Here is a 14228-nt window from a genome sequence, read left to right as displayed (position 1 = left end):
TGAGCGACACCCCTCGCGCCGACGAGCGCGAGGGTTGTCGCTCAGCGCGGAGCGAGCCGGCCGGCCCGGCCCGCCCCTACGCCAGGTCGGGCGAGTCCAGCAGCTCCGTCACGAGCGCCGCGATCGCCGAGCGCTCCGACCGTGTCAGCGTCACGTGTGCGAACAGCGGGTGCCCCTTCAGCCGTTCGATCACCGACGCGACCCCGTCGTGCCGGCCGACCCGCAGGTTGTCCCGCTGCGCCACGTCGTGGGTGAGCACCACGCGCGAGTTCTGCCCGATGCGGGACAGCATCGTCAGCAGGACGTTGCGCTCGAGCGACTGCGCCTCGTCCACGATGACGAACGCGTCGTGCAGGGAGCGGCCCCGGATGTGGGTGAGCGGCAGCACCTCGAGCATGCCGCGCTCGACGACCTCGTCGAGCACGTTGTCGGACACGAGCGCCCCGAGGGTGTCGAACACGGCCTGCGCCCACGGGTTCATCTTCTCCGAGGCGTCCCCGGGCAGGAACCCGAGCTCCTGGCCGCCCACGGCGTACAGCGGGCGGAACACCATGATCTTCTTGTGCTGCTGCCGTTCGAGCACGGCCTCGAGACCGGCGCACAGTGCGAGCGCGGACTTGCCGGTGCCGGCACTCCCTCCGAGGGACACGATGCCGATCTCCGGGTCGAGCAGGGCGTCGATGGCGAGCCGCTGCTCGGCGGACCGCCCGCGGAGGCCGAAGACCTCGCGGTCCCCGCGCACGAGCGACACCGAGCCGGCGGTGTGCACGCGGCCGAGTGCGGAGCCGCGCTCGGAGGAGATGACCACCCCGGTGTTGACCGGGACGCCGTCGAGGTCGGCCGTGCGGAGCTCCTCGGTTTCGTAGAGCGCCGTGACCTGGTCGCCGGACACCTGCAGCGTGGTGATGCCCGTGTACCCGGTGTCGACGGCGAGTTCGGCGCGGTACTCCTCGGCGGCGAGGCCGATCGACGCGGCCTTCACCCGGAGCGGCAGGTCCTTCGACACGACCACCACGTCGAGCCCGTCGTTCGCGAGGTTGGACGCGACCGCCAGGATGCGGGAGTCGTTGTCCCCGAGCTGGAGCCCGGACGGCAGGACGGACTGGTTCGAGTGGTTCAGCTCGACGCGGAGCGAGCCGCCGTCCCCGACCGCCACCGGGAAGTCCAGTCGCTCGTGCTCGACCCGCAGCTCGTCGAGGATGCGCAGCGCCTGCCGGGCGAAGTACCCGATCTCCGGGTCGTTGCGCTTCGACTCGAGTTCGCTGACGACCACGACGGGCAGGACGACCGCGTGCTCGGCGAAGCGGAACAGGGCGCGCGGATCGCTGAGCAGCACCGAGGTGTCCAGCACGTAGGTGCGCTGGGCGGCCGACGTCGATGCCGGCGCTGCTGACGAGGTTCCGCGGGAGACGTTCTGAGAGGTCACGACCACTCCATCCCCGGGCCGCGAGCGACCCGGTCCATGTCCTCGACGCGGCCACTGGAGCGGTCCCGGAGCACCGACCGTGGCCGCTCCGACCGGGCGCGTTGCCCGATGTCGCCAAGCTACGACGGGTGGGCGCAGCGCACCAGCGACACGCCTGATCGCGCGGTTACGGTCGTGTGTCGGCCGGCTGAACGGCCGGGAGGCGCGGCCAGCGCCCGGCGTCAGGCGTCAGGCGTCAGGCCGTCATCGTGGCGTACGAGACGCAGGCGTCCCGGAACATCCCGAGCGTCTCGTCCGTCGTGGACGCGAACACCGAGACGCGCACCTCACCGAGGCGGGCCGTCGCGGTGACGCCGTGGTTGTGCAGCGCTGCGCTCAGTGCGGTGAGCCGTCCGGCGCCCGGGCGGAGCACGACGATGCCGGCGCGCTCCGGGAGGTCGCGGCTCGACACGACGGGCAGGCCGAACTCGTCGGCGATGGCGATGACCCGGTCCACCCGGTTCGCGACGCGCTCCTGCACGGCGGCGACGCCGACGGCGGTGAGGCGTTCGAGGGAGACGGCGAGACGGGCCTGGGACACGGGGTCCACCCGCGACATGCTGAAGGCCGTCGCACCGGGGCGGACGGTCGGGACCTCGGACGGCCACCCAGTCGTGCCGTGCGGACCGGACAGCGCCGGCCGGACACGTTCGAGGGCACGGTCGCTGAACGACACGAAGCCGGTGCCCCACCCGGCGTGCAGCCACTTCTGGCCGCCCGTGGCGACGACGTCCGCCACCTCGTACGGGGCGTCGACGACGCCGAAGCCCTGGATGGCGTCGACGATGAGCAGACGGTCACCGATGACGTCCCGGATCGCGGCGAGGTCGGCGAGGTAGCCGGTGCGCCAGTCGACGAGGGACAGCGCCACCGCGGTCACGTCGTCGGAGAGCCGCTCGCGGATCAGCTCGGGCGTGAGCCAGCCGGCGCCGGACTCGATGACGACGGGCTGCACGCGGCCGCCGGTCGCCGACGCGGCACTCGCGAGGGCGAGCGGCAGCGACGGGTACTCGTCGGCGGCGACGAGGACCCCACCGGTCAGGCCGAAGGCGGTGTGGAGCAGGCCGGGCGTGGTCGCGGTCTGCGAGACGACCTGGTCCTCCCGGCGGCGGACGAGACGGGCGGCGACGGCGCGGACCCGGGCGTCCTGTTCGTCGAGCGTCTCCATCGCCCCGAAGCGCATGTGCTCCTGGATGTGGCCGAGGACACGCTGCTCCTCGAGGACGGCGGTCTGCACGGGGCCGAACGCGGCGTGGTCGAGGTAACCGGGCTCCTCGGCGAAGCCGGCGACGTACTCGTCGATCGTGGTCACGGGGTGCACCTTCCAGTGGGCAGAACCCTGTGAGCCTACTGGGACCGGTGCAGGCGGTCGAATGCAGTCCGCGGAACGCCAGGCGCGCGGGGCGGCGATCGGCCGCGGCAGCCCGGGCTCGGACCCTGTGGAGCGGTTCAGCCGCCGAACCGTCGCGAGCGCAACCCGAAGTCGCGGACGGCACGGAGGAAGTCCACCTCGCGCAGGTCCGGGTAGAAGGCCTCGACGAAGTAGAACTCGCTGTGGGCACTCTGCCAGAGCAGGAAGTCCGACAGCCGCTGCTCCCCCGACGTCCGGATCATGAGGTCGGGGTCCGGCTGCCCCTGCGTGTACAGGTGGTCGGCGATGAGCTCGGGCGTGAGCACCTCGGCCAGGGTGTCGAGTGTCCCGCCGCCCTCGCCGTGGGACCGGACGATGCTCCGCATGGCGTCCGCGATCTCCCGCCGACCGCCGTACCCGACCGCGAGGTTGATGTGCAGCCCGGCGTGGTCCGCCGTGCGTTCCTCGGCCCGCTCGAGCGCGCTGACGAGCTCCGGTGGCAGGCCGTCGTTCGACCCGACGTGCTGGACCCGCCACGTGCGGTGGTGCGACAGGCGCTCGGCCAGGTCGGCGATGATCCCGACGAGCTGGTCGAGCTCCTCGCCGCCGCGACCCTTCAGGTTGTCGGCCGAGAGCAGGTAGAGCGTGACGACCTGGATGTCGAGGTCCTCGCACCAGGACAGGAACTCGGGGATCTTGGCAGCGCCGGCCCGGTGGCCGTGTGCCGCGGTCTCGAGACCGAGCTGCCGGGCCCACCGGCGGTTCCCGTCGACGATCATCGCCACGTGCTTGGGCTTCTGCGCGCCCTCGATCTCACGGCGGATGCGGTTCTGGTACGCACGGTAGAGGAGCCCACGCCCCGCCCATCCCAGCCTGCCCGTCACGCGTCGACTGTAGTGCAACCACTCCGCACGGCGACTCCCAGCCGCTCTTCCGTGATCCGGTCGTAGCGTCGAGGGCATGCAGTCAGACCAGGACGCGCCAGCGCTCCCCCACGTCCCGTTCACGGAGGAGGCGAGCGCCGACGCCGCCACGACGGACGCGCCCCGTCCGGCCTGGCGCGGGTGGATCCACGCCGGCACGTTCCCGTTCGCCGTGGCGATGGGCATCGTGCTCATCGCGCTCGCGGCCACCCCTGCCGCGAAGGCGGCGAGTGCGGTGTTCATGGCGACGTCGATGATCATGTTCGGCGTCTCCGCGACGTACCACCGGTTCCCGTGGGGCCCGGTCGTCAAGCGCGTGCTGAAGCGCATCGACCACACGAACATCTTCCTGCTCATCGCCGGCACGTACACGCCCGTGGCGGTCTGTGCGCTGCCGCACACGCTCATGGTCGTGGTGCTCTGGGTGATGTGGAGCGGGGCGCTGCTCGGCGTCGCCTTCCGCGTCTTCTGGATCGGCGCACCGCGGTGGCTCTACGTGCCCCTCTACATGGCGCTCGGCTGCGCGGCGTTCCTCATCCTGCCGCAGCTCTTCGCGGCGAGCGTGCCGATGACCGTGCTCGTGCTCGCCGGCGGGGTGGCGTACATCCTCGGAGCGGCCGTCTACGGCTTCAAGCGCCCGGACCCGTCGCCGACGTTCTTCGGCTTCCACGAGGTCTTCCACGCCCTCACGGTCGTCGCCTTCGCCGCGCAGTGGGCGGGCATCCTGGTCATCGCCCTCGACCCGGTGCGCTGAGGCGGCGCGCGGACGCCGCACCCACGACGGACGGGAGGCTCCCCACCAGCTGGTGGGGAGCCTCCCGTCCGTCGTGCGGACGCGTCAGCCGCGCTCGGTGTCGTCGCCCACGTCGGCCCGACCGTCCTCGGCGGCCCGCCGCGACGGCTCGTCGGTCGCGGCGCCGTCGTCGGGCTCGCCCGCGACCTCGGCCTCGAGGCGTTCCCGCACCTCGGCGCGGTAGCGGGTGCGACGGATGCGCCGCGTCATGTCGAGCACGAGGAGGATCGTCACGATCGCGACCACCGCGATGGCGACGAAGCCGGCGACCCCGGGGGTGACGTCGACGTCGGGGACGCCGCTCGGGCTCGGGCTGGGGGTGGCTGCCAGTACGGCGGCGATGGTGCTCACGCGTGCGCGTCCTCTTCGGATGGGATCCCTGCGAACAGGTCGGACTCGGGGAGCTCGGTCGGCACTCGGGCCTCGACGAGCTGGTAGTCCTCGGTCGGCCAGACCTCGGCGAGCAGGTCGTTCGGCCAGTAGAAGAACGGGCTGTCCGGCGGCACCTGGCTCGCGTGCGCCCGGAGTGCGGCGTCCCGCGCCTCGAAGTACTCGTGCACGTCGACGTGCGACGTGGCGAGGTCCGGCCGGTCCGCGAACCGCTGCACCCACTCGCCGAGCTGCTCGAGGAGCGGGTTCTCGGGGTCGCGCTCCCGCAGGGCCTCGTGGAAGGCCGAGAACCGCCGTGGGTTCATGGTGCGCTCGTAGTACAGCTTCGACACGGACCAAGCGGGCCCGGCCTCCGGGTACTTCTCGGGATCCGCGGCGTCACGCCACGCAGCGACCGAGACCTCGTGCGTCCGGATGTGGTCCGGGTGCGGGTAGCCGCCGTTCTCGTCGTACGTCACCAGGACGTGCGGGCGGAAGCGACGGACGACCCGGACCAAGGCCGCGGTGCTGTACTCCAGCGGGACCGTCGCGAACGTGCCGGGGCGGACCGTCTCACCCTGCTCGGTGTCCGGCAGTCCGGAGTCGTGGTACCCGAGCCAGACGTGGTCGATCCCGAGGGCTGCCTGCGCGGCCGCCATCTCGGTGCGGCGGAAGCCCGCCATGTCGCGGTGCGCGCGGGCCTTCGACGCGTCCGGCAGCTGCTCGTTGAGGATGTCCCCGGCCTCGCCCCCGGTGCACGAGACGACGAGGACCTCCGCACCGTCGGCCACGTACTTCGCCGCCGTGGCCGCGCCCTTGCTCGACTCGTCGTCGGGATGGGCGTGCACGGCGAGCAGACGACGGGGCACAGCGTTCCTCCACTGCTCACGGACCTTCGGACGCGGGTGGCGCACGGCGAGCGTGAACTACCCTGGGATCAGGATAATCACCCCGGGAGCCCCGAACTGTCCGATCAGCACACCACCCCAGCAGCAGGGCCCGCAGCAGCCGGTAGCGCGGCACCCGCCGACCGGGCAGCGCTGGACGACCGCTACGGTCGCGGCGCCGGCACCCGACGCCGGGGCAGGCTGCTCGCGATCGTCACCGCGGTCGCGATCGCCGTCGTGTTCGCGGTCTGGGCGATCTGGGCCGGCCCCGGACAGACCGACCACGGGCTCGACACCGACGACGTCGGGTACGAGGTCGTGTCGGACCACCAGGTCGTCGTGCACACCCAGCTGGCGGTCGACCCGGGCACCGAGGTCGAGTGCGCGGTCCAGGCGCTCGACAAGGGCTACACGATCGTCGGCTGGCGGGTGGTGACGGTGCCGGCGGACGACCAGCGGAGCCGCTCGCTCTCGACGCCCGTGAACACGACGTCGCGGGCCGTCACCGGCTTGATCCACTCGTGCTGGGTTCCCTAGACTGCTCGGAATCACGATTCGAGACCGGCCGCCGGCCGGTCTCGATTCTTTTGCGCCACACGCCGTGACCGGTCCCGACCGTCGCGGCCGAAGGGAAACGACATGAGCAACGACACGCAGGGCACCTGGCTGACCCAGGAGGCGTTCGACCGTCTCACCGCCGAGCTCGAGCAGCTCACCGGCCCGGCCCGCATCGAGATCGCGAGCCGCATCGAGGCCGCGCGCGAAGAGGGCGACCTCAAGGAGAACGGTGGCTACCACGCCGCCAAGGACGAGCAGGGCAAGATCGAGGCCCGCATCCGCTCCCTGACCGAGCTCCTCAAGCACGCCACCGTCACCGAGGCCGAGTTCGACGGCACCGTCGAACCGGGCACCGTCGTCACCGCGACCATCGCCGGCGACTCCTCGACGTTCCTCGTGGGCAACCGCGAGATCGTCGCGGAGGGCTCGGACCTCACCGTGTACAGCCCGGTCAGCCCGGTCGGCGCCGCGATCGTCGGCCTCCGTGCCGGTGAGGCGACGACGTACACGGCCCCCAACGGCAAGGAGATCGCCGTCGAGGTCACGAAGGTCGAGCGGTACGAGCCGTAGGCCCTCACGGCCCTCACGGCCTCCGCGGCCTTCGCGGCATCTGACCTCCGGCCCGGCGTGCACCGTCCTGGTACACGCCGGGCCGTCGTGTGCCCGCCGCGCACGGCGGGCCGCCGGTCGTTGACCGTCGCGACGGCCTGGAGGCGCGCCCGCCGTCCGCCGGGCCGGCCCGGGCCTCCAGGCCGTCGCCGTGCGCAGCGCGGTCCCGCCGGAGGAGCGCGCGTCAGTTCGTGAGCTGCTCCGGGCGGAAGCCGGCCTCCTGCAGCCGGGCCATGACCTCGTCGGCGTGTTCGGGCCCGCGCGCCTCGATCGACAGATCGAGCGCCACCTCGCTGATCACCACACCCTGGCCGTGGCGGGTGTGCAGGACCTCGACGACGTTGGCACCGGCGTCCGAGATGATCTGCGAGACGCGGGCGAGCTGACCCGGACGGTCCGGCAGCATGATCCGGATCCCGATGTAGCGGGACGCGGCGACGAGTCCGCGCGTGATGATCCGCTCCATCATGAGCGGGTCGATGTTGCCGCCGCTGAGGAGGACCACGGTCCGGCCGGTGTCGTGCACCGCGCCCGCCATGATCGCCGCGACGCCGACGGCACCGGCGGCCTCGACCACGAGCTTCGCGCGCTCGAGCAGCACGAGGAGTGCCCGGGCGACGTCGTCGTCGGAGACGGTCACGATCTCGTCGACCAGATCGCGGATGATCGGGAAGTTCATGTCGCCCGGGCGCGCGACCGCGATGCCGTCCGCGATCGTCGGGCTCGTCGTGATGGTGACGGGCTCCCCCGCCTGGATCGACGACGGGTAGGCGGCCGCGTTCTCGGCCTGCACGCCGATGACCCGGATGTCACGACCGAGGCGCTCGGCCATCCCCTTCACCGCGATCGCGATGCCGGAGATGACGCCGCCACCACCGATCGGCACGACGACCGTGTCGACGTCGGGCACCTGGTCGACGATCTCGAGGCCGACCGTGCCCTGACCGGCGATCACCGCGGGGTGGTCGAACGGCGGGATGAAGACGGCGCCCGTGCGGATGGCGAAGTCCTTGGCGGCGGAGAGCGCCTCCTCCACCGAGTGCCCGCGCAGGACGACGTCCGCCCCGTACCGGCGGGTGGCCTGCAGTTTCGGCAGGGCGACGCCGACCGGCGTGAAGATCGTCGCCGGGATGCCGAGCTCGCGCGCGGCGAAGGCGACCCCCTGCGCGTGGTTGCCGGCGCTGGCGGCGACGACCCCGGCCTCCCGCTGCTCGGCCGACAGCGTGGACAACCGGTTGTAGGCACCGCGCACCTTGTACGCGCCGGTGCGCTGCAGGTTCTCGCACTTGAGGTGCACCGGCGACCCGAGCAGGCCCTCGAGGAACTTCGACGTCTCCATCGGGGTCACCCGCGCGACCCCGGCGATCGTCTCGCGCGCGGCCTCGATGTCGGCGAGCGTCGGGATCGGGGCTGCAGTCGTGTCGGTCACGGTCCCATCATCGTCGGTCGCGGAGCGGTCGCGTGCCACGTGACGCTCAGTTCGTGCTGGCGGTCCCGGGCTCGGCCGCGGGCTGCGCGTCGCTGCCCGGTGCCGGGACGTCGTCGCCGATCTGGTGACGACGTCGTCGGAGGAGCTGGATGCGGCCGTGCTGGCCGCGCTTCGGGGTCGCCTCGCGGACGTGCTCCGAGTCGAGTCCCCGCCACCGGCCGCTCGCGATGGTCGTGACCATCGCGTTGAGCGTCGCGATGAGCGGGACCGCGAAGAACGCCCCGGCGATGCCGGCGAGCCCGGACGCGGCGGTCACACCGAGCACGACCGCGAGGGGGTGCACCTTGACGGCGTTGCCCATCACGAGGGGTTGCAGGATGTGGCCCTCGATCTGCTGGACGAGCAGGACGACGCCGAGCACCAGGACCGCCGCGAGCGGACCGTTGAAGATGAGCGCGACGAAGACCGCCAGGAAGCCGGTGACGATCGCGCCGACGACCGGGATGAAGGCACCGAGGAACACGATCGCGGCGATCGGGATGACGAGCGGCATGCCGCCGAAGAACAGCCCGACGATGAACGCACCGAGGCCGATGCCCACGGCGTCGACGAAGGCCACGAAGATCTGCACGCGGATGAAGCTCGTCAGGGTGATCCACCCCGCGACGCCGGCCCCGTCCACGGTCGCGCGGGCCTTGCGCGGGAAGAGCCGCACGGTCCAGCGCCAGACGTTCTTGCCGTCGATGAGCAGGAAGATCGTGGTGAACAGGATGATGAAGAGCGCCTCGAACACGTGCGTGGCACTCGAGCCGGCAGTGGCGACACCGGACAGGATCGTCCCGGTGTTGTCCTGCACCCAGGTGGTGGCCTCCCCGATCCAGTTGTCGACGTCCGCCTGTGAGATCCCGAATCCGGAGTTCAGCACGAACTCGCGGACGTTGCCGAACTGGGACACCGTTCGGTCGCGGAGCGAGGGGTACGACGCGATGATCTGGTCGATGACGAGCCAGAGCAGCGCTGCGACCGCGGCGAGCCCGCCGAGCAGGCTGAGGACGACGGCGAGCCACTTCGGCACGTGGTGCCGCTGCAGCCGGTTCGAGATCGGCACCAGGAGCGCGGAGATCACGATGCCGACGAGGAAGGGGACGAGGATGTCGCTGAAGATCGTCATCAGCCAGACGAAGAGCGCGATCACGCCCGCGATGACGAGCACCCGCCACGAGAACGCCCCCGCGATCCGCATGCCGATCGGCACCGATTCCTCGACCACGGGATCGGGGTGCGCCTTCTTGACCCAAGCCATGCGCTCACTGTATCCACGGGATGCCGCAGGAGTACCGGGCGCGGCACGGACCGGATCGGCACGCGGTGTCGGGCGCCGTCGGTAGCGTTCCCCCATGGTCAGGACCACGCTCTCCGCCTCCGAGGCCCGCCGGGTGGCCCTGGCCGCGCAGGGGTTCGGCCGGCCCCGACCGGAAGCGGTCACCGCGCGCACGGTGTCGGCCGGCGCGGCACGTCTCGGCCTGCTGCAGATCGACTCCGTCAACGTCTTCGAGCGGAGCCACTACCTCCCCCTGTACGCACGCCTCGGCGCCTACGACAAGGCGGCCCTCGACCGGCTGACGCTCACCCAGCGCAGCCCGTGGATCGAGTACTGGGCGCACGAGGCGGCGTTCGTCCCGCGCGACGACCTCCGCCTGTTCCGTTGGCGCATGGACGCGTACCGGGAGCGGGACGCGACGCGGCCGAACCGGATCGCCGGGGTCGAACGCACCGCCCGGGTGCGCGGTGAGCTCCTCGCGCTGCTCGCGGCGCAGGGGCCGATGCCGGCGAGCGCCGTCGAGCACGAGTCGAACGTGCGCCGGGGCCCCTGGTGGGGCTGGAGCGACGTGAAGCACGGGCTGGAACAGCTCTTCCGCTGGGGCGACGTCGTCAGCGCGGGCCGTGCCGGCTTCGAGCGGGTGTACGCGCTCCCCGACCAGGTGTTGCCGGCCGGGTACTTCGCGACCGCTCCGGACCGGCAGGACGCCGTCCGGGAACTCGTCCGACGCTCGGCCCGCGCGGTGGGCATCGGCACCCGCGCGGACCTGGCGGACCACCACCGGTTGCGCGCGGACGACACCGCTGCGGCGATCGCCGACCTGGAGGACGCCGGCGAGCTCGTCCCGGTGTCGGTGGCGGGGTGGAAGGACCGCGCGTGGATGCACGTCGACGCACGGGTGCCGCGACGGATCGACGCCGACGCCGTGCTCAGCCCGTTCGACCCGGTCGTCTGGTTCCGGCCGCGTGCCGAGCGGGTGTTCGGCTTCCACTACCGGATCGAGATCTACACGCCGGCACCGAAGCGCGTGTTCGGGTACTACGTGCTCCCGGTGCTGCAGGACGAGGCGCTCGTGGGGCGCGTCGACCTGAAGAGCGACCGGCAGCGCGGGGTGCTGCACGTCCGGACGGCCTGGCACGAGCCCGGGTCGGTGGTGGACGTCGACCGTTTGGCAGCACTGCTCCGCCGGACGGCGGCGTGGCAGGGGCTCGGCGACGTCGAGGTCACCGACCGCGGGACGGCCGCCGCGGACCTGGCCGGCGCGCTGGGTGTCCGTCCACGACGGGACGGCTGACGAACGCGACCGCCTAGAACTGGACGCGCGGGGGTTCCGCGATCGCGGCGGGCTCGGCCGTCTCGAAGAACGGAGCGGGCCCGACCCCGCGGTGCTTCGCGAAGGTGGACGTGGGGAACGACTTCACCTTGGTGTTGAGCTCGCGGACGCCGCCGTTGTAGTGCCGGCGTGCGGACTGGATCTTGTCCTCGGTGGCGACGAGCTGCGACTGGAGTTCGAGGAACCCCTGGCTCGACTGGAGCTGCGGGTAGTGCTCGGCGACCGCGAAGACGCTCTTCAGTGCCTTCTGCATGTGCCCCTCGGCGGAGGAGGCCGCGACGGCGTCCCCGGCGGAGAGCGTCTCGGTGCGGGCCCGGTCCACGGCGGAGAAGACGGACTCCTCGTGCGCGGCGTACCCCTGCACGGTGCTCACGATCGTCGGGATCAACTCGGCACGGTGCTGCAGGTGCTCGGCGATCTCCGACCAAGCGCTGTCGACCCGTCCCTGCAGTGCGACGAGCGACTTGTGACTGACCCAGAGCCAGATCCCGATCACCACGAGGACGACGACCACCACGCCGACCACGATGAGTGCCGTGATGAGTCCGGTGTCCATTCGGTCGTGCTCCTCTGCGCGTCGGGCCGCGGTCGTGCCGGACCACCAGGGTCCGTCGGGCGGACCAGGGAGGTCCTCGACGATCTTACCGAGCAGGTCGGAGCGCCCTCACCGGGGGAGGATCTTCACGGCCGATTCCCGAGTGCCGCACACCCTGCTCGCGGACCACGCCCGGCTCGGGCGACGATCGGCGCAGAACCGGCCGGATCGTCCGCGCGGGGTGTTGACCCGGGGCGCCTGATCACGTGGGATGGAGGGGATGGACACGGCAGGGGGCGACGTGGGACACCGGGGCGCGAGGGGCGGTACCCGGGCTCGGCGATCCCGGAGCCGTGGCACGGTCGCCCGCCTGCTCCTCGCCGCGGCCGGTCTCGTCCTGGTACCCCTCGTGCTGGTCCCGCTCGACGCCGTACCGGTGGCCGCCGTCCCCTCCACCCTGCCCGGTGCCGGCACGACCGCGCCGCCGACCGAGCCACCCACGTTCGCGAACCCGGTCCCGGCGCCCGCCGCACCGAGCCCGTCACCGAGCCGGACACCCGTGGCGCCGCCGTCGGGCGGCACCCCGACGGCGCCGACCATCGCCGACCCCGGGGACCTCACGACCGACCTCGCGCGCTTCTCGGGCCGTGCCGCCCCGGGTCACGGTGTCCGCGTCGCCGACCCCGCCGTCCCGTCCGCCTCGGTGTGCCGGACGACCGCCAGGGCCGACGGCACCTGGTCGTGCGTGGGCACCGTGCACTCGGGACCGGCGCAGGTCTTCACCGTCCTCGACACGACCACCTCGTCCCTCCCGAGCGCCGACGCCGCTCCGTCGGACGTGATCGTCCCACCGGTCGTCACCACCCGGCGACCGACCGCCGGGGCCGTCACGGGCACCGGCCGACCAGGCGCGACCGTGACGGTCACGCGGGCCGGCAGCACGGCCGTGCGCACCGCGGTCGTCGGGCCCGCCGGCACCTGGCACGTCTCCTGGGCCGTCGGTCCCGGTGCGCCCGCAGACGGCCCGTACACCGTGACGGCGACGCAGACCGCGAGCACGGCCGACGGGTACCGCTCCGACCTCCGGAGCGCGGTCTCGCCGCCGAGCAGCATCACGATCGACCGGACGGCCCCGGCCGCTCCCCGCATCGGCACCCCGTCGGCATCCGCGGTCGTCGGCGCACGCTCGGTCCGCATCGCCGGCACCGCGGAGCCCGGGACCATCGTGACCGCCTACGTCGACGACGTCGCGGTGTGCCGGGCGGAGGTCACGGCGTCGGGGACGTGGTCGTGCCGCGTCGCCGACGTGCTCCGTGGCGGCGCCCACCGCATCAGCGCGGGGGCGCAGGACGTCGCGGGCAACACCTCCCGGGCGGCGCCCGCGGTCCCGGTCCGCGTGAGCGGGCCGTCGGCCGCCGGGCCGTCGCCCACCGACGGGTCCGGATCGGACCCGGGCGCCGACCGCCCCTCCTCCGGCAGCGGCGCCGTGGCCCCGACGCCCCGGCCCGGCCGAGGACAGCAGTCCGACCCCGAGGACGGACCCGGTGGCGGACCGGGGAGCCCCGCCGACGGCCCACCCTCCGCGGGCGTGCCCGGCGGTGGCACCGACGGCCGACCCGACGGAAGGCCGGACTGGTCCGGCCCAGCAGGTGACTGGACGGTCGCCACGGCGTACGACCACGCGGTCCCCACGATCCAGTCCTCGTTCTCCTGGCGCACGCTCGCGATCGCGGTCGGCGTCGCCGCCGCGTTCCTGCTCCTGGTGGCCGGACCGGTGCGGGTCCTCGCCGGCGCCCTCCGCGGGCGACTGCCGCGTCCCGCTTCCCGCTTCACGGGCCGCAACCGGCCCCGGTCCGAGCGCACACGCGGTGACGACGCACTGCCGGCCTGGGTCTCGATCGCGGTCGGCACGACGCTCGCCGCGGTGTCCACGCTGCTGGGCACCGGGATCGCCCTCGAGGCTCGCTACGTCCGACTCGCCCTGGCCGTCCTCGCCGGCGTCGTCGTGCTCACGGCCGGTGTCGTGCTCGCGACGCGGTGGGCTGCTGGTGAGGATCGACGAGCCGTCACCTTCCGGGTCTCACCCGGTCTCGTGCTCGCGGCGGTCGTCGCGAGCGGCCTCACCCGCACCGCGGACCTCTCCCCCGCCCTCGTCGTCGGCGTCCTCCTGGTGCCCGTCGGCCGCACCGACGTGGACACCGCCACCATGCGACTCGGGAACGGTGTCGCGGCCTGTGCGCGGAGTGCCACGTGGCGGTCGGTGACGCTGCTCGTCCTCGCGGCCGTCGGATGGGTCGTGCACAGTGTGACGGCCGGGTCCGGGTTCACCGCCTCGCTCGTGTCCGAGTTCGCCAGCACGCTCTGCGTCGGCGGCCTCGGCGCACTCGTCGTGACGCTCCTGCCGCTCCGGGGGTCGGCAGGAGCAGCCCTCGCCGCCGCGTCCCGTCCGCGGTACGGCGCCCTCGCAGCCGTCGCCGTCGGTCTGGCCGCGGCGGTCTACTCCGGCCCGACGGGGACGCACCTGCCGGTCGTCGCCTGGGCCTCCGCGGTCGCGGTGGTCGTCGCCCTCGCGGCAGCAGTCCTGCTCTGGCCCCGGCTCCGCGGAGGTGCCTCCGCGTCCTGACCGGTTCCGTGGAGGCGGCGGCGGGCGCGCAC

At 72.8% G+C, this 14228-nt stretch carries 13 protein-coding genes; 5 read left to right on the top strand and 8 right to left on the bottom strand.

Annotated elements, in window-relative coordinates:
• Positions 1-76: 76 nt before the first annotated feature.
• The 3 genes from DEI95_RS02805 to DEI95_RS02795 form a co-directional block, all read right to left on the bottom strand.
• On the bottom strand, positions 77-1426 hold the full coding sequence (locus tag DEI95_RS02805; protein ID WP_375342337.1) for a PhoH family protein: 1350 nt from the start codon (positions 1424-1426) through the stop codon (positions 77-79).
• A 235-nt stretch (positions 1427-1661) separates the two neighbouring features.
• Positions 1662-2777, bottom strand: a complete 1116-nt coding sequence (locus DEI95_RS02800) for an aminotransferase class V-fold PLP-dependent enzyme (RefSeq protein ID WP_111059315.1) — start codon at positions 2775-2777, stop codon at positions 1662-1664.
• 137 nt (positions 2778-2914) lie between these two features.
• On the bottom strand, positions 2915-3700 hold the full coding sequence (locus DEI95_RS02795; RefSeq protein WP_258367420.1) for an isoprenyl transferase: 786 nt from the start codon (positions 3698-3700) through the stop codon (positions 2915-2917).
• A gap of 76 nt (positions 3701-3776) precedes the next feature.
• Here DEI95_RS02795 and DEI95_RS02790 point away from each other — a divergent pair, with 76 nt between their 5' ends.
• Positions 3777-4493, top strand: coding sequence for a hemolysin III family protein (locus DEI95_RS02790; RefSeq protein ID WP_111059313.1), 717 nt, complete (start codon positions 3777-3779; stop codon positions 4491-4493).
• Positions 4494-4577: 84 nt separating this feature from the next.
• Here the strand turns inward: DEI95_RS02790 and DEI95_RS02785 are convergent, their stop codons facing one another.
• Together DEI95_RS02785 and mca are read right to left on the bottom strand one after the other, a co-directional pair.
• Entirely contained in the window at positions 4578-4883 is a 306-nt protein-coding gene (locus DEI95_RS02785) for a hypothetical protein (protein WP_110890344.1), read from the bottom strand.
• Positions 4880-5770, bottom strand: coding sequence for a mycothiol conjugate amidase Mca (gene mca / locus DEI95_RS02780; RefSeq protein WP_110890345.1), 891 nt, complete (start codon positions 5768-5770; stop codon positions 4880-4882). The genes DEI95_RS02785 and mca overlap by 4 nt, the downstream gene beginning before the upstream one ends.
• Positions 5771-5806: 36 nt before the next feature.
• On the opposite strand from mca, the gene DEI95_RS02775 reads away from it, so the two are divergent.
• Both DEI95_RS02775 and greA read left to right on the top strand, forming a co-directional pair.
• Entirely contained in the window at positions 5807-6325 is a 519-nt protein-coding gene (locus DEI95_RS02775; RefSeq protein ID WP_181436174.1) for a DUF4307 domain-containing protein, read from the top strand.
• Between the two features lie 102 nt (positions 6326-6427).
• A complete protein-coding gene (gene greA / locus DEI95_RS02770; RefSeq protein WP_110823625.1) occupies positions 6428-6916 on the top strand; it encodes a transcription elongation factor GreA in 489 nt (162 codons plus the stop codon).
• A 223-nt stretch (positions 6917-7139) separates the two neighbouring features.
• Here greA and ilvA read toward each other — a convergent pair whose 3' ends face one another.
• Both ilvA and DEI95_RS02760 read right to left on the bottom strand, forming a co-directional pair.
• Entirely contained in the window at positions 7140-8384 is a 1245-nt protein-coding gene (gene ilvA / locus DEI95_RS02765) for a threonine ammonia-lyase (RefSeq protein WP_110890492.1), read from the bottom strand.
• A 46-nt stretch (positions 8385-8430) separates the two neighbouring features.
• A complete protein-coding gene (locus tag DEI95_RS02760) occupies positions 8431-9687 on the bottom strand; it encodes an AI-2E family transporter (RefSeq protein WP_258365748.1) in 1257 nt (418 codons plus the stop codon).
• 94 nt (positions 9688-9781) lie between these two features.
• On the opposite strand from DEI95_RS02760, the gene DEI95_RS02755 reads away from it, so the two are divergent.
• On the top strand, positions 9782-10999 hold the full coding sequence (locus DEI95_RS02755; RefSeq protein ID WP_111059311.1) for a winged helix-turn-helix domain-containing protein: 1218 nt from the start codon (positions 9782-9784) through the stop codon (positions 10997-10999).
• A gap of 13 nt (positions 11000-11012) precedes the next feature.
• Here DEI95_RS02755 and DEI95_RS02750 read toward each other — a convergent pair whose 3' ends face one another.
• The gene (locus DEI95_RS02750) at positions 11013-11594 is read right to left on the bottom strand and encodes a LemA family protein (RefSeq protein ID WP_258367419.1); all 582 of its coding nucleotides are present in this window, start codon (positions 11592-11594) and stop codon (positions 11013-11015) included.
• Between the two features lie 259 nt (positions 11595-11853).
• Between DEI95_RS02750 and DEI95_RS02745 the strand changes: the two genes are divergently transcribed.
• Positions 11854-14196, top strand: coding sequence for an Ig-like domain-containing protein (locus DEI95_RS02745; RefSeq protein ID WP_181436173.1), 2343 nt, complete (start codon positions 11854-11856; stop codon positions 14194-14196).
• Positions 14197-14228: the final 32 nt, after the last annotated feature.

The organism is Curtobacterium sp. MCBD17_008 (genome assembly GCF_003234475.1).
Taxonomy (GTDB): domain Bacteria; phylum Actinomycetota; class Actinomycetes; order Actinomycetales; family Microbacteriaceae; genus Curtobacterium.
Note: the sequence above shows the minus strand (reverse complement) of the source record. Positions and strands in the feature narration are given on the sequence as shown.

Excerpts from the sequence above, each read along its gene's own strand:
- greA (WP_110823625.1), top strand. The coding sequence starts at position 6,428 with ATGAGCAACGACACGCAGGGCACCTGGCTGACCCAGGAGGCGTTCGAC.
- DEI95_RS02790 (WP_111059313.1), top strand. The coding sequence starts at position 3,777 with ATGCAGTCAGACCAGGACGCGCCAGCGCTCCCCCACGTCCCGTTCACG.
- DEI95_RS02745 (WP_181436173.1), top strand. The coding sequence starts at position 11,854 with ATGGACACGGCAGGGGGCGACGTGGGACACCGGGGCGCGAGGGGCGGT.
- DEI95_RS02750 (WP_258367419.1), bottom strand. The coding sequence starts at position 11,594 with ATGGACACCGGACTCATCACGGCACTCATCGTGGTCGGCGTGGTGGTC.
- DEI95_RS02755 (WP_111059311.1), top strand. The coding sequence starts at position 9,782 with ATGGTCAGGACCACGCTCTCCGCCTCCGAGGCCCGCCGGGTGGCCCTG.
- DEI95_RS02760 (WP_258365748.1), bottom strand. The coding sequence starts at position 9,687 with ATGGCTTGGGTCAAGAAGGCGCACCCCGATCCCGTGGTCGAGGAATCG.